At 62.7% G+C, this 18,712-nt stretch carries 18 protein-coding genes; 6 read left to right on the top strand and 12 right to left on the bottom strand.

Annotated features, from left to right (window positions below; genetic code table 11):
- Window positions 1-80: 80 nt before the first annotated feature.
- Window positions 81-1,703 carry a long-chain fatty acid--CoA ligase gene (locus BH682_RS27245; protein WP_003943212.1) on the bottom strand — a complete coding sequence of 541 codons (1,623 nt, stop codon included), beginning with the start codon at window positions 1,701-1,703 and terminating at the stop codon, window positions 81-83.
- Between the two features lie 101 nt (window positions 1,704-1,804).
- Window positions 1,805-3,490 carry a dihydroxyacetone kinase family protein gene (locus tag BH682_RS27240; protein ID WP_039973156.1) on the bottom strand — a complete coding sequence of 562 codons (1,686 nt, stop codon included), beginning with the start codon at window positions 3,488-3,490 and terminating at the stop codon, window positions 1,805-1,807.
- Between the two features lie 54 nt (window positions 3,491-3,544).
- Between BH682_RS27240 and BH682_RS27235 the strand changes: the two genes are divergently transcribed.
- Both BH682_RS27235 and BH682_RS27230 read left to right on the top strand, forming a co-directional pair.
- Entirely contained in the window at window positions 3,545-4,408 is an 864-nt protein-coding gene (locus BH682_RS27235; protein WP_058038372.1) for a patatin-like phospholipase family protein, read from the top strand.
- The gene (locus BH682_RS27230) at window positions 4,405-5,259 is read left to right on the top strand and encodes an LLM class flavin-dependent oxidoreductase (protein WP_047269366.1); all 855 of its coding nucleotides are present in this window, start codon (window positions 4,405-4,407) and stop codon (window positions 5,257-5,259) included. The genes BH682_RS27235 and BH682_RS27230 overlap by 4 nt, the downstream gene beginning before the upstream one ends.
- A 1-nt stretch (window position 5,260) precedes the next feature.
- Here BH682_RS27230 and BH682_RS27225 read toward each other — a convergent pair whose 3' ends face one another.
- A complete protein-coding gene (locus BH682_RS27225) occupies window positions 5,261-6,271 on the bottom strand; it encodes a threonine aldolase family protein (protein WP_058038371.1) in 1,011 nt (336 codons plus the stop codon).
- Between the two features lie 335 nt (window positions 6,272-6,606).
- Between BH682_RS27225 and BH682_RS27220 the strand changes: the two genes are divergently transcribed.
- Both BH682_RS27220 and BH682_RS27215 read left to right on the top strand, forming a co-directional pair.
- Window positions 6,607-7,137, top strand: coding sequence for an HNH endonuclease (locus BH682_RS27220; protein ID WP_087503805.1), 531 nt, complete (start codon window positions 6,607-6,609; stop codon window positions 7,135-7,137).
- 19 nt (window positions 7,138-7,156) lie between these two features.
- Complete coding sequence (locus BH682_RS27215) at window positions 7,157-7,414, top strand: WhiB family transcriptional regulator (protein WP_003943196.1); 258 nt, start codon at window positions 7,157-7,159, stop codon at window positions 7,412-7,414.
- A 4-nt stretch (window positions 7,415-7,418) separates the two neighbouring features.
- Here BH682_RS27215 and BH682_RS27210 read toward each other — a convergent pair whose 3' ends face one another.
- The 7 genes from BH682_RS27210 to BH682_RS27180 form a co-directional block, all read right to left on the bottom strand.
- Window positions 7,419-8,840, bottom strand: coding sequence for a DUF2252 domain-containing protein (locus BH682_RS27210; protein WP_047269369.1), 1,422 nt, complete (start codon window positions 8,838-8,840; stop codon window positions 7,419-7,421).
- Window positions 8,841-8,920: 80 nt separating this feature from the next.
- On the bottom strand, window positions 8,921-9,244 hold the full coding sequence (locus tag BH682_RS27205) for a DUF6292 family protein (RefSeq protein WP_019745820.1): 324 nt from the start codon (window positions 9,242-9,244) through the stop codon (window positions 8,921-8,923).
- 69 nt (window positions 9,245-9,313) lie between these two features.
- Entirely contained in the window at window positions 9,314-10,594 is a 1,281-nt protein-coding gene (locus tag BH682_RS27200; protein ID WP_223304469.1) for an NAD(P)/FAD-dependent oxidoreductase, read from the bottom strand.
- Between the two features lie 45 nt (window positions 10,595-10,639).
- Entirely contained in the window at window positions 10,640-11,191 is a 552-nt protein-coding gene (locus BH682_RS27195) for an acyl-CoA thioesterase (RefSeq protein ID WP_042451572.1), read from the bottom strand.
- 56 nt (window positions 11,192-11,247) lie between these two features.
- Complete coding sequence (locus BH682_RS27190) at window positions 11,248-12,051, bottom strand: class I SAM-dependent methyltransferase (RefSeq protein WP_075834719.1); 804 nt, start codon at window positions 12,049-12,051, stop codon at window positions 11,248-11,250.
- Window positions 12,048-12,704 carry a FadR/GntR family transcriptional regulator gene (locus tag BH682_RS27185; RefSeq protein ID WP_075834718.1) on the bottom strand — a complete coding sequence of 219 codons (657 nt, stop codon included), beginning with the start codon at window positions 12,702-12,704 and terminating at the stop codon, window positions 12,048-12,050. The genes BH682_RS27190 and BH682_RS27185 overlap by 4 nt, the downstream gene beginning before the upstream one ends.
- Window positions 12,705-12,782: 78 nt before the next feature.
- Window positions 12,783-13,685 (bottom strand): Lrp/AsnC family transcriptional regulator, encoded by a 903-nt coding sequence (locus BH682_RS27180; protein ID WP_075834716.1) that lies wholly within the window; start codon window positions 13,683-13,685, stop codon window positions 12,783-12,785.
- Between the two features lie 224 nt (window positions 13,686-13,909).
- On the opposite strand from BH682_RS27180, the gene BH682_RS27175 reads away from it, so the two are divergent.
- Together BH682_RS27175 and BH682_RS27170 are read left to right on the top strand one after the other, a co-directional pair.
- Window positions 13,910-15,625: an amidohydrolase gene (locus tag BH682_RS27175; protein WP_075834714.1), complete on the top strand. Its 1,716-nt coding sequence runs from the start codon at window positions 13,910-13,912 to the stop codon at window positions 15,623-15,625.
- A complete protein-coding gene (locus tag BH682_RS27170) occupies window positions 15,625-16,959 on the top strand; it encodes an MFS transporter (protein ID WP_075834712.1) in 1,335 nt (444 codons plus the stop codon). The genes BH682_RS27175 and BH682_RS27170 overlap by 1 nt, the downstream gene beginning before the upstream one ends.
- A gap of 137 nt (window positions 16,960-17,096) precedes the next feature.
- On the opposite strand, the gene BH682_RS27165 is transcribed toward BH682_RS27170, so the two are convergent.
- Both BH682_RS27165 and BH682_RS27160 read right to left on the bottom strand, forming a co-directional pair.
- A complete protein-coding gene (locus tag BH682_RS27165; protein ID WP_007730475.1) occupies window positions 17,097-17,462 on the bottom strand; it encodes a hypothetical protein in 366 nt (121 codons plus the stop codon).
- A 336-nt stretch (window positions 17,463-17,798) separates the two neighbouring features.
- On the bottom strand, window positions 17,799-18,665 hold the full coding sequence (locus tag BH682_RS27160; RefSeq protein WP_223304468.1) for an alpha/beta hydrolase family protein: 867 nt from the start codon (window positions 18,663-18,665) through the stop codon (window positions 17,799-17,801).
- Between the last annotated feature and the right edge of the window lie 47 nt (window positions 18,666-18,712).

The raw sequence follows: 18,712 nt of genomic DNA, 5'->3' as shown, positions 1-18,712 counted from the left end.
TGCTCGTTAAATTAAGGTGGGCAACAGAGTGAAAACCTGTTGCCCACCTTCAGTATTCATGCTTCAGCATTCACTCCGTGTCAGAGGCGAGTGACTTCGAGTCCGCCCTCGTGGTAGTCGGCGCGAAGGCGTTTCTTGTCGAACTTGCCGACGCTCGTCTTCGGAACTTCCTGAACCACAGCCCAGTTCTCGGGGAGCTGCCACTTGGCTACCTTGTCCGAAAGATATTGCTGGAGTTCGGACATCGTGGTCTCGGATCCGGCGCGCAGAACAACCGCGACCAACGGGCGCTCGTCCCACTTCTCGTCCGGCACGCCGATGACGGCAGCTTCGGTGACGTCAGGGTGACCCATGACGGCGTTCTCGAGGTCGACCGAGGAGATCCATTCGCCGCCGGACTTGATGATGTCCTTGGAGCGGTCGGACAGGCTCAGGAAGCCGTCGGCCGTGATGGATCCGACGTCACCGGTCTTGAGCCAGCCGTCGTTGAACTTGTCTTCCGCATCGACGCCGTAGTACGACCCGGTGATCCAGGGGCCGCGCACTTCGAGCTCGCCGACGGAAACGCCGTCGTGTGCAACAACTTTGCCGTCATCGTCGATGAGACGTGCCTCGACGGATGCCGGGAAGCGGCCCTGAGAGTAGCGGTACTTCCACATCGCGTCGCCGGTGACACCGGCCGGCGGGCGGGCGACGGATCCGAGTGGGGAGGTTTCGGTCATGCCCCAGGCGTGCAGGACGGAGACGTTGTGGTCGGCTTCGAATGCGTGCATGAGGGCCGGCGGTACCGCGGACCCACCGATCAGAACCTCGCGCATCGAGGAGATGTCCTGCGGGTTCTGCTCGAGGTAGAGGTGCAGGCCCTGCCAGATGGTGGGGACGGCTGCGGCGAACGTCGGCTTCTCGCTGGCGATGATCGCAGCCAACGGGGCAGGCTGGAGGAAGCGGTCGGGCATGATCAGCGAAGCACCGATCATGAATGCGGCGTAGGGAAGTCCCCACGACATGGCGTGGAACTGAGGCACCACGGCGAGTGCACGATCGCCCTGCGCGAGGTTGGGGCCGTCGCTCATGCAGACCTGCATGGAGTGCAGGTAGATCGAACGGTGGGAGTAGACGACGCCCTTGGGGTCACCCGTGGTGCCGGACGTGTAACACATTGCGGCAGCGCTCAGTTCGTCGACCTCGGGCCAGTCGAACTCGGTGGGCTGATCGGCGATCAAGCCCTCGTAGGTGTGAACCTGCACTCCCTCGGGAGCTTCGAGTCCTGCAGTGGAGGAGCCGGTGACGACGATGTGTTTGACGGTGGTCAGCGACGGAAGCTGCGGAGAGAGAAGCGGAATCAGGGACGGGTCGACGATGATCACGCGGTCCTCGGCGTGATTGGCGACATGGATCAACTGCTCGGGGAACAGACGAATGTTCAGGGTGTGGAGCACAGCGCCCATCGAGGGGATCGCCAGGTACGCCTCGAGGTGCTCGGAGTTGTTCCACATGAACGTGGCGACTCGCTCGTCGCCCTCGACGCCGAGCCCGCGCAGGGCGTGCGCGAGCTGAGCACAGCGCTTGCCGACGTCAGCGTAGGACACACGGCGCGGGCCGGACTCGGTCCACGTGACAACCTCGGAGGCGCCGTGAACGGAGGCACCGTGGCGGAGAAGTTGAGCAATGGAGAGGGGGGCGTCTTGCATGGTGCTCAGCATGGGCTGCTCCTGTGTGGTGTGTGAGACCGGTGCTTTTGCCCACGGGTCGTCACAAACGATGTGCTGTGGCTGCCAGATTAGTCACAGCCCCGAAGTGCTCGCTAGTGACCCACTGCACTGGCGAAGAACCACGCTATGAGTAGCGCTCCCGGATCGACTACTCCGCGAGCGGCTTCGCCCACATAACTTGCACGTCCGCGGTTCGCGAGCATGGTTTCGGTCGACTCCGCCCCGGCCGCTGCGGCTTCCGCTGCGCTCGCCAGCGCAGCATCTCGATCGGCTTCCGAGCTCACGGATTGCTCCAACGACTCGACCGCCGGAACTATCGCGTCGACCATCGTCTTGTCGCCGACGCGTGCGCCGCCGAGCGAGGTGATGTTGTCGAGTCCCGCTCGCGCTGCAGCCGCGATCGCGCCGAGGTCGAGTTCGGAGTCCGCCGAGTCTGCGGCCACGCGGAAGAAATGCCGGAACCAGATGCCGAACAATGCGCCGGAGGTGCCACCGGCGTGGCCGAGGTACGCCTGTGAGACTGCATCGAATATCGTTGCGGTGGAGTACGTGTCACGGATCGCCGAGATGTCGAGTTGATCCAGTGCGGCCACCATGTTGGTCCCGAAATCGCCGTCGCCCGCTCGTCGGTCGAGATCGGTCAGTGCCGGTTCCTGATCCAGTACCTTCTCGGCCCAGTCCGCAATCCAGCTTCCGACGAAGCTGCTTTCGGCGGTGCGTGAGGTGTCGGGTGTGAATGTGGGACCGAAAGATTCGCGCGTGCCCATGCCGGTGTACTCACGCGCTATAGCATTCGGCCAGGCGGGCGCTTTTGTTGGTGCGTCCCATAATTCGAGGATTTCTTTGTCTGTGCGAACAAGGGTGATGGACGCGCCTGCCATGTTCAATGCAGTGACGAAGGTTCCGATCAGTGTCCGCTCGATGTGAATTCCCTGTTCGTCCAGATAATCTCCGAGTTCGGCGAACAGAAGTTGCAACTCCAGCGGGTGGGTGGCGCCGAGACCGTTGACGACGGCGATGACGCGGTCGCCTTCGGCGAGACTCAGGGACTTGATGATCGGGTCCGTCAGCCGCCGCACCAATTCCGGTGCGGGCAGGGCGTCCACGCGTTCTGTGCCGCGTTCGCCGTGGATGCCGATACCGAGTTCCATCTGACCCGCCGGCAAGTCGAACGACGGCTCGTCAGCCCCCGGCAAAGTGCATGGGCGAAGGGCGACGGCCATGCTCCGAGCGGAGTGCGCGACGTGTTGTCCGATCCGGGTCACCTCGGCCAGGTCGTCGCCGCGGGCGGCGGATGCGCCGCAGACCTTCTCCACCACGATGGTTGCCGCAGTACCGCGTCGTCCCGGACCGCTGCCGTCTGCGCGTTCGGTCGCGACGTCGTCGTCGACCAGGACGACGTCCGTATCGATCTTGTCCTCGCGTAGCAACTCTCGGGCGATACCGAAGTTCATCACGTCGCCGGTGTAGTTCTTCACGATGTGAAGGACGCCGCCGCCGGCGTCGGCAGCCTTGGATCCCTCGTGGATCTGAAGTGCATTGGGTGAGCTGAAGACCAATCCGGGGCAGACGGCTGTGAGCATTCCTTCGCCGATGAATCCGGCGTGCATGGGTTCGTGGCCTGAACCGCCGCCGGAGACGAGCGCGACCCGTCCACGGGGAAGTGGCCTTGCGCGTGTGAGGTACCCAGGGTCGGGATTCCACGCGATGTCGTCGGTGGATGCGATCAACCCACGGAGTGCGTCGGGAACAAATGTCTTTGCGCTGCGCATGAACATCACTTCAGAGTAGGTCTAACGTCGACTTCGGGCACGGATCACGATCGACGAGAGGTGGACGGCGTGAAATTGGGGTTGGTACTTGCCGGTGGCGGCGTTGCGGGAATCGCCTGGGAAACAGGTTTTCTGTTGGGCCTTCAGGACAAATCACCGGACACTGCCGCTGCGCTGCTGACGGCGGACGTGTTGATCGGCACTTCCGCAGGTTCCACGGTGAGCGCTCAGATAGCGAGCGGCGTGACACTGCAAGAGCTTTTCGACGCACAAACAGCGGAGGCCACCGGGGAGCTCGACCCGAAGGTCGATGTCGAGGTACTCGGTCAGATGTTCGTCGACGCGATCGCAGGATCGCAGGACCGGGCCGAGCAGCTCCGTTTGCTCGGCGAAGCAGCGATGAGAGCCGATACCGTCGAACCTGCCGTGCGTCGCGCGGTCATCGAGGCGAGGCTGCCCAATCGGTTGTGGCCCGACCGGGAGTTGCGCATCCCGGCGATCAACGCACAGACCGGTGAGTTGAGGGTGTTCGGCAACGCTGACGGCGTAGAACTGATCGACGCAGTCGGAGCAAGTTGCGCCGTACCAGGGGTGTGGCCGGTAGTCGTGATCGAGGGCGAGCGGTACATGGACGGCGGAATGGCGAGTGGCTCGAATGTTCATCTGGCTGCCGACTGCGATGTGGTCGTGGTTCTTTCACCCGCAGCCGACCCCGCCCCGAATCTTCTGGGCGGCAGTCTACGAGAGGAAATCGACGTGATGACGCCCTTGCCCGTGCTGCCTGTCTTCGCCGACGACGCCGTCGTCGAAGCGATCGGAACGAACTCGCTTTCACCGACAACCAGGCGCCCCGCAGCCGAACTCGGCCGCGAACAGGGCCGTCGAACCGCCGACGAGATCGCCGCGTTTCTGGTGACGGCATGAGCGCCGCACGGATTGCCGTCGTCGTGCGCCCGGAGCAATCTCCGGAAGATCTGGTTCGACATGCCAGGTATGCAGACGAAGTCGGTATCGACGAGGTCTGGTTGTGGGAAGACTGCTTCTTCGGCGGAGGAATAGCCACTGCTGCAACTGTATTGGCTGAGACCGATCGCGTGGGTGTGGCGATCGGTGTGCTGCCGACCCCGATGCGCAACACCGCGATCACGGCGATGGAGATTTCAGCGCTGGCCAGAGTTCATCCGGATCGACTACGGGTTGGCTTCGGTCACGGCGTTCAGAGTTGGATGCGGCAGATCGGGGCCAAAGCCGAATCGCCGTTGACCCTCCTGCGGGAGCAGTTCGGAGCAGTCGAGCGGCTACTGGGCGGTGAGTCGGTGACGGTGTCCGGTCGATACGTGAATCTCACGGACGTCACGCTGGCGTGGCCACCGGAGACGGTGCCGCAGTTGCTCGTCGGCGCCACGGGGCCAAAGACTTTGGCGCTCAGTGGCGAGTTGGCGCAGGGCACCGTGCTCTCGGGTGGGACGACCCCGGACGGCGTGCGTCGGGCGATCGCTCACATCGGGGCGTCGGATCACGAGGTCGTCGTCTACGTCATCTGTGCTTTCGGTTCCGGCGGTCGTGAGCGCGCCCTTGCCGAGGCCGCAGCGTCCGGTAGCGAGTCGCCGGAGGATGCGATTGCCGTGGGCAACGCGGCCGAAGTCGCGGCAGCAGCACGGCGATGGGTTGCAGCAGGTGCAACCACCGTGGTACTCCAACCGACTGTTGACGAGCCGGATGTCCGCGAGTTCATTCGCTTTGTCGCGCAGGAGGTTCAACCCCTGGTGGCGTAGTTCAGAAGGTTACTCTGGACAGAACCGCGTCGATGTCGGCAGTGCTCACGTCGCGATGCGTCACGAACCGAACCTTCCCGGCAACGGTGACCGCGCCGACATCGACACCGGCGAGCTGAGCAACGGTGACCGACGGATCAGCTGTCGCGGCCAGAACGATGTTGGTGGCAGGTTCGTCGACGGCCCAACCGCGTTCACGAAGCCCCGACGCGAGGCGCTGCGCGTTGTCGTGATCGTCGGAGAGGCGAGCTTGCGAGCGCAACGCGACGATGCCGGCTGCGGCCAGCACTCCGCCCTGACGAACGCCGCCGCCGAGCATCTTGCGGATCCTTCGGGCTTCGGTGATCAATTCGGGTGATGCGGCGAGTATCGAGCCGACCGGCGCACCGAGTCCCTTACTCAGGCACACCTGTACGGTATCGGCGCCGGAAGTCAATTCGGTGGGCGAAACATCGAGTGCAACAGCGGCATTCCAGAGACGGGCGCCGTCGAGGTGAATCTTCAAGCCGCGTGATCGCGCTGCGTCGACCAGCTTCGTCCATTCGGTCGGATTCATGACGGCACCGCCGGCGAAGTTATGAGTGTTCTCGAGACAGAGCAGCGTGGTGTTCAACGCGAAGTACGGGCCGGGGGAGCCCGCCGCCTTCACGACAGTCTCGGGGGTGGGACGTCCGGGTCCGCCGTCGTGCGGCAACGCCATCGGCATTCCCTGGGCGAGCCAGGCAGCGGTGCCCAATTCGGAGCCCAAGACGTGAGAGTGTTCCGGTGCCAGGAACTGATCGCCGCGGTGAAGGTGCAGCATCAGCGCAATCAGGTTGCCCATCGATCCGCTCGGCACCCACAGTGCCGCCGGTAAACCCAGAGTGTGCGCCACCTCTTCCTCGAGCGCCGCCATGGTCGGGTCGTGATCGAGGACGTCGTCACCGACCTCGGCGTCGGCCATCGCCTTCCGCATCTCCGCATCAGGCTTGGTGACGGTGTCCGAGCGTAGGTCGATGTACGACGAAGTCATGGCTCATTCGATCAAGCCGCGTGTTCCGGCGTCAAACCGCGGTATTTCCAGGACGGCTCTTCCGGCCTGATAAATCGATATCGCTGAGGATGCCTTCCGTGTGATGATGAGCGTCGGCAATAGCCGGTGACGAGAACAAGAAGTGGAAGGGGACAGGCATGCGCGACTGGAAGCAAGCGTTGCACCTGCGCGGGCACTCACCCCGCGGTATTTCCCATCCCGCATTCGGGGAACAGAGCGGCGCTGGATATATGCCGTTCCCCATTTCTTGCATTTGCTCCTGACCCGTCTTCGTGTCCAGGAGTTTCACTCCTCGACACGAACTGAGAACTCTCATGCGGAACCCGAACCGCGCACTTGCTCACAGTTGGATGAACCGCCCCGTCCGGGTACTCAACGCCACGTACGAGTACCTCGGTGAAGTGAGCGCCGATCGTGCGGTCGTCCTGATCGCCACCGGCTCCGCGCAGTCCGCCGAAGACGTGACCCCGATATTTCCGGTGCGCTCCAAGCACGTCGAAATCCCACTTCCGAGGACGATCCTGCTCGCCGAGTACGTGTACGTTGCTCACCGGGTGACGGTCACCGATTCCAGTCGGGCCACTTTTGCCGGTGTCTTCGACCGGGACGGTCGTCAATGTGCGTACTGCGCCGCCCGGGCAACGACCATCGACCATGTCCAGCCGCGGAGCCGTAACGGGCCCAACACGTGGGGAAATCTGGTGGCGTGCTGCAGTTCCTGCAATCAGCGCAAGGCGGATCGCACTCCGGCCGAGGCCGGTATGCGGCTGCTGTGGGAGCCGAAGGCACCTCGGCGCATCGAGAAAGTGCAGCAGGAGATCTGGCGTGAATTGAGTCGGACGTGACAGTCGAAGGGAGCCAGTGATGTGCGCTGACGAAATCTCCAATTTGGCTGAGCTTTTGCCGATCTCGGACGACCGGACGTGGTGGCAGGCGGAATGCCGAGGAGACCCCGAGCCGGACCGGTGGTTTCCCTTTCCGTCCGAGGGATACGACTACGCGACCGACGTGTGCAACAGGTGCCCGATTGCGGAATCGTGTCGCGAATTCGCCTCTGCCACTGGCCAGACCGGAATCTGGGGAGGAGTGAAGTTCGAGCAGGGCAGGATCGTCGCGGCGTGAGGGATCAGATTCCCGGCTCCGCGGCGATCGTACCGGCCGATACCGCCCGGCACAGAGCGTCGTGGTCACGTTCGGTTTGATCGGCGTAGAGCCGAGCAAACCGGGTGAGGGCGGTATCGACCGCGTCCGAGGTTCCCAGGTAACCGGAAATCAGTGACGCGCCACTGGTTCGTGCGTGTCCCTTGGCCAGTAGGCGACCGCAGATCGCGACATAGTCGGTCAAGGCCGCTGCATCGATATTGTTCAGGTCCACAGAACCTTTCATGTTCCGGAACTGACGGACGTAGTACTGGCGGTCGTCCACGGTGCACCACCCGAGCAGTGGATCACTGACCGTCTGGAGAGCCTGCTGGTATTCCGCGACGCGTCGTCCTTGATGGTCGTGCCAGGCCGAGTCACCGTGCACGAAGGGTGCAACGACGGATCGGCGAGCCTGCTTGAGCTGCAAGAAGATGACGTCGTCCGGGATGCTCCCTTCGCACAGGGCCACATAGGCGCGCAGAGCGACACTCCCGACTCCGACAACCCGGTGCGCGACGTCGATGACGTTGTATCCCGAGACGACTCGGCGCCAGTGTGGTGCAAGGGTTTCGAGATACTCGTCCAGACCCTCCAGGAGGAAGTCGGTGTCCTGCGGCGTGAGTCGTGTTGTGAGCGGCGGGTTCTCGACCAACTGGCGCCGTCCGTGATCCTCGACGGTGAACCGCGGCACCGCATGGTCACTCGTACGCCGCCGGGCGCGCTCCGCGGCGCGCCTGATCTCGGCCAGCAACCCAGGATCGGTGACGTGGTCGGTGAGTCCGTCGAGATCGACCCGGTCGAAGGAGCGATCGAACAGCGGACGCTCGGAGAGCTTCGCCAAGTGGAGGCGATACGCGGACACACACGAGGTTGTTGCTGTTTCGCATTGAGCTTCGGTGAGACCGTTCTGCCGACCGGCCACCCAGATGCTCGCAGCCAGCCTTCGTAGATCCCATTCCCAGGGGCCGGGATGTGCTTCGTCGAAATCGTTGAGGTCTATGACAAGTTCGCGTTCCGGAGATCCGTAGAACCCGAAGTTTCCGACGTGCGCATCTCCACAGATGACGGGAGTGATGCCGGTGGACGGCAGCTGCGCCATGTCCTCTGCCATCAATCCGGCGGTACCGCGCAGGAATCCGTATGGCGAAGCGACCATTCGCCCCACACGGATCGGAACCAACCAGTCGAGTCTTCCCTCGTGTGCCGTGTTGACCTGATCGACCGGGTCACGTCGATCGGATGGGGGCGTCCAGTCGCCGAGCGACGATCGCGCCACTCGCTTGCGCAGGCCTTTCCCGATCTTGCGACGCTCACTGCGGGGCGTCTGACGCGCCCGCAAAGTCGCCCTGCCGTCCGGTTCGTTCTCGAGAGCCAGCTGACCGGCAGGCCTGTTCAGCGGGTCCATGTCGGGCTCTCTTTCGTCGGGCGTGCGAAACTCGCGCTCGATCTTATGCCCGCCGGATTGTGCGCCGCGCGACGAGTTCCTTAACTACCCGCCTGGGCAATCAACTCGACAGCGCGGTCGGCGCACAGTTCAGGATCCGGCATTCTCCCGATACCGAGGCATTCGACAACGGCGAACGACGTATCCGGTGTCGTTTCCACGCCGAGCGCCCACCCGAAGTAGTGATTCCAGGCGAGTACGGCTCGGTGGCCACTGTGCTGCGGAATCTCGCTGCCCAGAACGAGTACTGCGTCGAACGCGGGGCCGTCGCACCAGATGACCGATTCGGCGAAGGTGGAGCTGGCGACGGCGACTACGTACCTGTGACAAGTCGATTCACTCGGAATGGCGATGTGTGCACGCATGGTCGCTCCTCCGACTCGGTTGCGATCGGAGGGTTCCCCGTTGCCGGCGCGGAAAAAACGCTTGTCAGATTACGTCCCGGCCACAGATCTACGACGCAGACGGTGCCTGAGATGTTTTTGTGCTGCCCGCGCGACCGAGCGAGTCGAGAGATACTGTTCGGCCGGTATCAACCGGGAACCGAACAAGTAGAACCTTCGGGCTTCGTCGTGGTCGTGGGTGGCCGCGGAGATGAGCAGACGTTCGATCGCGGTGAACTTTCGCCCACCGGCGTAACCGCTCATGTAGTCGATGTGATTCGTCATACTTGCTCTGGCGCTACGGTATTCGGTCAATGCAGCGGTCACGTTCCGATGTGAGTCGAGTGTGTCTGCCGGCGTCTCCGTCAGCATGTGCGCGGTCGCATCGACCAGCATCTGAGCGGTCTCGAGTGCCCACGAGCATCCGATACCCCACAACGGGTCGTTGGTTGCCGCAGCGTCGCCGATGAGTGCGAACCCGTTACCTACGGGTTCGGTGAGGGTTGTGGAGAAGTGTTTGGTACCAACGATCTTCCCGACGATGTGCTCTCGCCGAACAAGCGGAGCGCCGGGTAATGCGTTGGCGTACTCGAGGAAAGCAGTAGACAGGTCGTCAGCGAACGAGCCGAGCTTGTCGAGGGCAGGGAAGACCACCAGCACGCTGATTCCGCCGTCGTTGGGGAGCAGATAGGCGACGTCGGGATCCATGAACCACGACAATGACGTTTCTCCGCCGGGTCGTTCAAGTCCGGAGAGTTGGGCGAAATAGCTGAAACGCCCGTTGGATGCAGTCACGGAGTCGCAACGAGCGGATCGTGCGACGGTCGAATCCTTGCCGTCCGCTCCGACGGTCAATCGTGCTTCGACAGTGAAGGCCGAACCCTGTTCGGTGCCGTAGACGCCTGCAGTAGTGCCGTTCTCGGTCAGCAGTCCGGAAACGCGATACCCGAGAAGAAGGTCGACGTTCGGGTAGTCGTTCGCGAGTTGGTGCAGTAGGGGGTCGAGAGTTTCCCTTCGGACGTTGAACCCAGGTGGCGGTGAGTTCTCTGCCGCGTCAGGGGTGATCACTCCCCACGGGGTCCAGAATGTCGGAACGGTTTCCACCATTCCCAGGGCGAGGAGTTTTTCCGTGGCGCCGAGTCGTTGCAAGATCGGGGCACCGCACGGTTGCAGGTGGTGAGTGCACAGGACTTTGTGCGCCCGGATGTCGGAGCGAGCGTCGAGAAGCGCTATCCGCAGACCTTGCTGGGCGTACATGATGGCGGCCGCGCATCCCGCGATGCTCGCGCCGACAATCACAACGTCATACTTTTCCCGTGCCTTCGAAGTCACTCGATCAGCTTAATGCATAAGGTTATAACTTAAATATGACTGGATTCAGTCATCGTGTTCGGGCGTTAAGTCCCGAACTGCGGCCCGGATGGACTGTTCACGAAGCTCGTTCTCTCTGCGCAGTTCACGACGCCGTCGCCCGGCCTCGAATCGCTGCCTGGCGATTGTTCCGGTCGGCCGGAGTTGGGGTACCTCAGCCGGTTTCCCGTCGCTTCCCATCGCCACCATCGTGAAATAGCAACTATTGGTGTGGCGAGATTTTCCGAGAAGAATGTCTTCGGTTTCGACTCGAATTCCGATTTCCATCGAGGTGCGCCCGGTGTAATTGACGGAAGCGCTGAACGTGACGAGTTCGCCGACATGCACCGGTTCGCGGAACACCACACGATCCACCGACAGAGTCACGACGTAGGTCTGGGCATATCGACTCGCGCACGCATAGGCAACCTGGTCGAGAAACTTCAGAATCGTTCCGCCGTGCACGTTGCCCGAGAAGTTTGACATGTCCGGCGTCATGAGGACGGACATGGACAAGGTTTGTTTCGATGCTTGCTGCGATGCTTGCTTCAATTCAGGTAGGGAGTTCGATTCAGACATCAAGCGGGCCTCTTCGGTTCGGTGGACGGTGAAGAGACCGTATCCGGCCAAGAGGGTTACCCGCGCGTTCGGAAGAGCGCGGTGTCAGAGTTCGGGACAGTGCCCGTGTGGAGGACGTATTCGCTGGTGGCGACGGGGCCGGCCGCGCTCGACCTGAGATAGGCCTCGAGCGTCGAGCGGAGGTGCGCTGACATCAAAGCCCAATTCCCTGTGCTTCGAACGGCCTCGCGAAAGTTCTTCAACGCCGGTGCCTGGTCGCACAGTTCCTCGACGGGATCCGATCCGGCTGGTAGTTGCCACTCGAGCAGGTGCGAGGCCGAGCTCACCGACTCCAATCCGGCTGCTGCCTTCTCGAATTCGCTCGAGCTCGACCATGTCGTCGGTAGTGGTGTGATGCCATTCCACGCCGAGGCGGCCTCCCGGCGGAGTGCTGCTGCCCACCCGTTCTCCGACCACGTTGCGACGCAGATCTTTCCGCCTGGCCGGGTCACCCGCATCATCTCTGCGAGGGCAATCGAGGGGTCGGGACAGAAGATGATCCCGAAGATGCTGACGCAGGCGTCGGCACTCGAATTCGGCCAGGGTAAAGACTGCGCATCGCCGATCGTGAAGTTGGGTTGGGTAGTGCCGGGGTGGGGAATCCAGCGTTCGCGTGCGACCTCGAGCTGGCTGGCGGAGAGGTCGAGTGCGTGGACCGTCATGCCTGACTGAGCTGCCGGGAGCGCAAAGTTCCCGGTTCCGGCGCAGACGTCGTACACCGTGCTCACATGCCCGATCGAGCGCAGTGCCTCCGTCGATGCCGGTGAGAGTTGCTCGGCAAGAGGCGAATAGGTCGTACCGTTCCAGTTTCCCCGATTCACGCCAAGCTCCTTTCGACGGCGTCGATGACCGTGTCGAGCGCTGCGCCTGCCGCGTGCGCTGCTTCGTCGGGGTTGCGTTCCTCGATGGCTGCGATCAAGGGTCGGTGCTCGTCGACGTGGAAACCTGGACCGACACTGACTGCGGACAGCGAATCCGTCACGGCGGCAAGGACTCCCCGGTAGACGTCGATCAGTGCGGAATTGTGGGACGCCTCGACGATCGAAAGGTGCAGGGCCATGCCGGCTTCGACAGTGAAGCCGCCGACATGACCGGGGTGGGCATTCCAGGCTGCATGTATCCGCGCGAGATCTTCGGGGGTGTGGCGCTGCGCTGCAAGTCGCGCGGCTTCGACCTCGAGTCCGCGTCGCAGGCTCAGTACGTCGAGAACGTCACCTCTGGCGAGCCTGCGCCCGAGTAGTCCTTCGACCGGCGACGTCGCCATGACGTACACGCCGCCACCGTGACGAACGGACAGAACTCCGGCGTGTGCAAGCGCCCGTACCGCTTCGCGCATGGTGTTTCGGGCGACTCCCAATTCCTCGACCAGTGCGGTCTCCGGCGGGAGTTTTGATCCGACGGGCCATCGGCCGGTCGAGATCGCCTCCTCGATCGCCGCGGCGACGATGTCTACCTTGCGTCCGGAATCGGCCATGTATGTCACCTCGGATAAGTGGGTCAATGACTTGATCGAGGTTAGCGTGCCCGACCAAGTGGGTCAATGACTCGGAAATTACCCGCGTACGTCCAGGCTGCGGGCGTAGTGCTCCTTGAATACCTCGAGATGTGCCCAAGATTCCAAGCCGCTGACACCGTCGATCCCGCGGATTCGTTCGGACAGCGCATGCAGGTCGCTCGAGGAGTTGGCGGCAACCGTCGCGATCACGTCGTATCGTCCGAGGGTCCGGGCGAGGAATTCGATTCCGGGCAGCGACTCGATCTCCGATACCGCGTTGTCGTCCCGTGAGCCCAGATTGACGCCGATGCCCATCGCCAGCGTTCGGCCACCACCTCGCCGCTTGACGACAGCGCCGACGCGCAGTGCCGTGCTCGCGATCAGATGATTGACCCGGTTGCGCACGGCGCTCGGCGACAGTCCGGTGTGTTCGGCCAGCTTGAGAAAGGGCATTCGCCCGTTGCGCTCGAGCAGTTCGATCAACGCGACATCTGTCGAGTCGAGTCGGATATCGGCTTGTAAAGCGGTCTCGGGCATGAAGATTCCCTTGATGACGTCGACGTAGACCAGCGTGCTCACGGATCGAACGCCACGTTGTGAGCGGAGTTCGGCGATGGCACGGTACAGATCGTCGTGACTGGGCACCCGAAGTTCCGCAATCACGTTGTACTGCCCGCTGACTGCCGAGATGTAGACGGCGGCCTCGGATGCGATCAACGCGTCCAGCACCGGGGTCATCGGTCCGGACACTGCGATCGAGACGTGTGCAAGCGCCTTCAGCCCGAGAAGTTCGGGGTGCGCGACGGCCACTACGGACACCGTTCCCGAGTCGAGTAGCGCCTGCACTCTGGTGGACACCGCCGCTCGTGGGGCGTCGACCGCCACGGACAGTTCGCGGTACGTCGCTCGCCCGTTGCGCTGAAGTGCGGCAATGAGCTTGGAATCGAGATCGACCGTCATGGTTGCCCCAACTTTTCCAGAGATTTTTCTGTATGAGCTTCCTATTAGAACAGTCGCATGTGGCCATGGATGATGTGGATAAGTGCAGAAATGCTCAAGAACTCATACAAAAAAGTTGTATACCGCCTGGTCTGAAACTTTGATGCATTGCATAGCTCCAGGTCAGGGCGTAGTTTTCGCTCAACACGCAGTGACCTGCACCACCATCTCGACGAAGGACCACCATGCGCAAGTTGCACACGCACGAAGCCTCGCCTCTCGACGCCACTGGCACGATCTTCACCGGCGCCAAGATCCACACCGTTGACGACAGCACGGTGGGAGCCGAAGCGTTCCTGGTGTTCGGAAACCGCTTTGCAGCGGTGGGAACGCTCGAGGAATGCCGCACCGAGGCGCGTCGGCTGAGCACTCGCACAACCGCGGTGGTCGAACTCGACGGCGCCACCGTCGTCCCCGGCTTCGTCGATCCACATGCACACCCGTTGATGTACGGGCAGATGCTCAGCTGGGTGGACTGTGGGCCGGAGAAGGCACATTCCATCCCCGGAATCATTGCGCTACTTCAGGAAGCGGCGCTCACAGCACCTGCGGGCGTCCCGATTCGCGGATACGGCTACGAGCACCGCAACCTGATCGAAGGGCGTCACCCGCTCAAGGAAGAGCTCGATCAGGTGGCCACCGATCGCGAGGTCTACCTCATGAACGCGAGCGGTCACGGCGGCGTCGTCAACTCCTTCACTTTCGACAAGCACGGTATCGACGCGAGCACCGAGAATCCGGCCGGTGGCGAGTTCTTCCGAGATGAAGACGGCGAACTCACCGGTGAGCTCTCCGACGCCGCGTGCAACATTCTCACCAGCGTCAACGGAGTGAAGGTCGGCCATCACGGCCCCAACTTCCATCTCGAGGACGAGCCGGAAGAGCACCTTCGCCAGCTGTCGGTCGCTCAGGACAAGTTCCTGGCCGGTGGCGTCACCACCATCGGTGACTGCCAGGTGACCCGGCGTGAATTCGACATGTACCTGCGTCTGGCCGAGCAGGATCAGCTCAAGACCCGCGTCAGCATGTACATGCTCAGCCACCTCCTCGATCACGTCATCGACACGGGAATGCACGGAGCCTTCGGCAATTCGCGGCTCGCGTTCGGCGGCATCAAGTTCTACGCCGACGGCACACTCGGAGGCTGGACCGCATACTTCCCCGACGGCTACGTGGGCGACCCGTGCCGCACCGGGCAGCTCTACCACGAGCCGGCGGACTACTCGGAGCTGATTGCCAAGGCACATTCGGTGGGTCTGCAGACCGCCACGCACGCTCAGTCACCGACCGCCATCGACATGGTGCTCGATGCCATCGAAGCTGCGCAGAAGGCTCACCCCGACGCCGACGCTCGTCACCGCATCGAGCATTGCGGACTCCCGACGGCCGAGCAGATCGCAAGGATGAACCTGGCCGGTGTCTACCCGGTGAACCAGCCACAGCACTACTACAACTGGGGCGAGGGCGTCACCGCTGCGATCGGCACTCCGGGCGAGCGGTTCAACCCGCTCGGCGAGTTCATCGCTGCCGAAGTTCCCGTGACCATCAGCTCCGACGCCCCCGTCGCAGAGCCGAAGCCGCTCGAAGCAATTCAGGCAGCCGTTACTCGTGTGACGCGTCAGGGCCATCAGCTCGGCTCCGATGCACTCCGCATCACCGCCGACCAGGCATTGCAGGCTCACACCCTCAACGGTGCGCGTGCGCTGGGCCGCGAAGCAGAGCTGGGCAGCATCTCGGTCGGCAAGCGGGCCGACTTCGTCATTCTGGGCGCGGATCCCCTCGAGGTTCCGGCCGACGCGATTGCGCAGATCGAGGTCCGAGAGACCTGGATCGACGGCGAACTCGCACATTCAGGTCATAACCACCTATTGTCGAGCACTTCGACCACCGAGGAAAAGTAATGAACCGAGAGCAACAGATCGTGAAGGCCCGCAAGGCGGGATTCGCAGCCTTCGTCGGTACAACTATCGAGTGGTACGACTTCTACGTGTATGCCACGGCAGCAGCCCTGGTGTTCGGTGACATCTTCTTCCCACCTGGAACCGATCGCCTGACCGGCGTTGCGGCGGCGTTCGCGACATACGCCGTCGGTTTCTTCGCTCGCCCGCTCGGCGGAATCGTGTTCGGCCATGTCGGTGACAAGATGGGCCGACGCACCGCATTGGTTGTGACTTTGACGCTGATGGGTGCAGGCACGTTCCTCATCGGCATGTTGCCCACTTACGCGTCCATCGGGTTCTGGGCGCCGTTACTGCTGGTACTGCTCCGCTTCGTCCAGGGCTTTGCCGTCGGCGGCGAATGGGGCGGCGCGGTCCTGATGGCCGTCGAGCATGCACCCGAGGACAAGAAGACCTTCTACGGCGGTTTCGCTCAGCTGGGCAACCCGGCCGGCGCGCTCCTGGCCACAGGTTTCTTCAGCATTCTCTCCACCTTCGGCGACGACGCTCTGCGCGAGTGGGCTTGGCGACTGCCGTTCCTCTGCTCGGCGCTGCTGATTCTCGTCGGCTTGGTCGTTCGCCTGAAGGTCGAAGAGTCCCCGGTTTTCGAATCCGAGGTGAAGTCCGCGGACGTACCGGAAATGCTCCCGCTCAAGTACGCGCTGGTGACCAACTGGCGCCCGATCATCCTGGGCATCGGCATTCTGCCCGTCGCAGTCGGCGGCTACTACCTCGTGACGACCTTCATCACGGCATACGCAACCGACCCCGATGTCGGATTGTCGGAGACGTTGATTCTCAACGCGCTGAGTGTCGCTGCAGTGGTCGAATTGATCGCGACTCTCGGCGTGGCGTGGCTCGGCGACAAGGTGGGACGCGTCCGCGTCGTCATCTGGGGCCTTGCGGCAGTCGCGATTCTCGCAGCGCCGCAGTTCCTGGTGCTGAAGTCCGGATCCGTGTTCCTGATCTTCCTGACCTTCGCCGTCATGCGACTGGTGCTGGCGGCCACGTACGGCCCGATCGCCGCCGTCCTGTCGCAGATGTTCAAGCCGCAGGCCCGCTACACGAGCATTTCGTTGGCGTACCAGGGTGCAGGCGCGATCTTCGGTGGGTTGTCTCCGCTGGTGTCGACGCTGATGTACAAGGCAACCGGCAGCATCTGGCCGGTCATCGCACTGCTGATCGGCATGTGCGTCCTGAGCATCGTGTGCCTGCTCTTCGCTCCGCAGCACGTGGACGAGGCGACCGATACCGACAGTGCTCAGCAGGGACTGAACAAGGAATCGGCTTCCGCCTGATTGCCGAGAGTCGGCTTCCGCCTGACTGCCGAGAGTCGGCTTCCGCCTGACAACTGAAAACACGACAGCCGGGGCAGTACACGATTTCCGTGTACTGCCCCAGCTGTCGTTTCAGGTCAGTTGTCGTTCAGCGCCGGTTACGCGCCGACGAGATGGCGATGAAAATGATCGCTGCGTCGGTGGGCCTGGCTGAGATTTCTGATCTCACGCAGCCAGAAGTGAGACGCCAGCGTGTTACTGCTTCCGTAACCAGTGCCGGACGTGTCTTCGTCGATCAGGGCGACAAGCGCTTTGATCAGGCTGGTGACCTTGAGGTTGTTGGTCTGAGAATGTCGGAGCAACAGCTCGGCGGCTTCGTCGGTGCTGCAACGGTAGAGGGTGCAGACGATTTCGATACCGCGCTCGCGGATCCGGCCCGAAGTAGTCGGGATCCGTAGACCGTTCGTCGAGTTGCTGTTCGTCTGGTTGTTCGTGTCGTCGGGGTGAATCATGGTGTTGATCAAGGTATTCCTTTGAACCGCAGGGTCTTTGGGCCCGTGCGGTGTGTAGCGCATGTTGATACTGGTGCAGTCGGTACGCGATTGGCGGCGGACTCCGTCGGAGCCTTCGGCCTGGTCAACAATCTGCGGGACTGATGAAAGTGCGTAGTGATCAAAGGCGCGGATTTGCACCGAACTGGAAGTCTGCCCCTGGAACGAATACTGGAACTGTTGTTCCGGGCGAAGCGACCGGCTGCCTGACTGACGGCTGCCCTCTGATAACCCCACCGTACGTCATCGTTGGAGTTTCAGCTAATTCTATTTCGAGCGGCTGAGAGCACTGTGGCCCGTATTACCTGCTCAAGAGGCGTTTACGTGGCCGATTATTGCTTGCTTGGTGATAGCCCAGGCGTCGGTCGTCGGGTTGCCGAACTCGCCGTGGCCGACGCCGGGAAGTTCGATCAGATCGACCACATCGCCTGCTGCTCGGGCGGCACGGGCATAGCGCCGACTCTGTTCGACCGACACGACCTTGTCTCCGAGTCCGTGGATCACCGTGACGGGGAGGCCGGTGGGGAGGTGCTCGATCGGTGATGCGATGCGGTAGCGATCGGGATGATCGGTAGGCATGCCGCCCAGAAGATTTCGAACAAATCGATCTTTGCCCGCGGTTGCGGCGAGCGTCATGTCGAAGACGCCGGCCATGATCGTCGTCGAGCGAACCGGCACCGAGAGGTTTGGTTCCGGGGCGTCTGCACCCTGTTGGGATCGCGATGCGACCCAGGCGGCAAGTTGTCCACCCGCGGAGTAGCCGGCGATGTGTACACGGCTCAAATCCAGTCGCCCGGAGGCCTTTTCCTGAACGATGCCGGCCAGGGCGTTGGTGGCCGTAACGGTATCGGAGAGCGTGGTCGGCCAACCACCCTGACCGCCGACGCGTCTGTATTCGATGTTCCAGACCGCAATTCCGTACGGGGTCAAGGTTTTTGCCCACGCGCCCGCGTACTCGAGATTGCTCTTCTGGGCCCATCCGCCGCCGTGGACGAGTACGACGACCGGCAGGTCGCCGTCCGATCCTTCTGGAAGATACAGATCGCCGAAAGTGTCTGCGGCCGCGGCGTAGGCGATGCGGACCGGAGCGACATCGCGGTCGAGGCCGGTCGCACTGCTGACAGATGTGAGGAGGGCGAGTGCACAGACGAGCACTACGGCGAGATACCCGGCCAAGCGGTCGCGGGAGCGGTGCGCGATGACCTGATTCCTCTCGGCAGGCG

The organism is Rhodococcus sp. YL-1 (assembly GCF_001942025.1).
GTDB classification, from domain to species: domain Bacteria; phylum Actinomycetota; class Actinomycetes; order Mycobacteriales; family Mycobacteriaceae; genus Rhodococcus_F; species Rhodococcus_F qingshengii.
The sequence above is the reverse complement of the archived record's forward strand: the minus strand, read 5'-3'. Positions and strand labels throughout refer to the sequence as shown.

Bases quoted from the DNA above. Each gene is read 5' to 3' on its own strand.
- BH682_RS27225 (WP_058038371.1), bottom strand. From the start codon at position 6,271: ATGACTTCGTCGTACATCGACCTACGCTCGGACACCGTCACCAAGCCT.
- BH682_RS27195 (WP_042451572.1), bottom strand. From the start codon at position 11,191: ATGTCTGAATCGAACTCCCTACCTGAATTGAAGCAAGCATCGCAGCAA.
- BH682_RS27215 (WP_003943196.1), top strand. From the start codon at position 7,157: ATGTGCGCTGACGAAATCTCCAATTTGGCTGAGCTTTTGCCGATCTCG.
- BH682_RS27175 (WP_075834714.1), top strand. From the start codon at position 13,910: ATGCGCAAGTTGCACACGCACGAAGCCTCGCCTCTCGACGCCACTGGC.
- BH682_RS27170 (WP_075834712.1), top strand. From the start codon at position 15,625: ATGAACCGAGAGCAACAGATCGTGAAGGCCCGCAAGGCGGGATTCGCA.
- BH682_RS27240 (WP_039973156.1), bottom strand. From the start codon at position 3,490: ATGTTCATGCGCAGCGCAAAGACATTTGTTCCCGACGCACTCCGTGGG.
- BH682_RS27185 (WP_075834718.1), bottom strand. From the start codon at position 12,704: ATGGCCGATTCCGGACGCAAGGTAGACATCGTCGCCGCGGCGATCGAG.
- BH682_RS27220 (WP_087503805.1), top strand. From the start codon at position 6,607: ATGCGGAACCCGAACCGCGCACTTGCTCACAGTTGGATGAACCGCCCC.
- BH682_RS27245 (WP_003943212.1), bottom strand. From the start codon at position 1,703: ATGCTGAGCACCATGCAAGACGCCCCCCTCTCCATTGCTCAACTTCTC.
- BH682_RS27210 (WP_047269369.1), bottom strand. From the start codon at position 8,840: ATGGACCCGCTGAACAGGCCTGCCGGTCAGCTGGCTCTCGAGAACGAA.
- BH682_RS27205 (WP_019745820.1), bottom strand. From the start codon at position 9,244: ATGCGTGCACACATCGCCATTCCGAGTGAATCGACTTGTCACAGGTAC.
- BH682_RS27230 (WP_047269366.1), top strand. From the start codon at position 4,405: ATGAGCGCCGCACGGATTGCCGTCGTCGTGCGCCCGGAGCAATCTCCG.
- BH682_RS27180 (WP_075834716.1), bottom strand. From the start codon at position 13,685: ATGACGGTCGATCTCGATTCCAAGCTCATTGCCGCACTTCAGCGCAAC.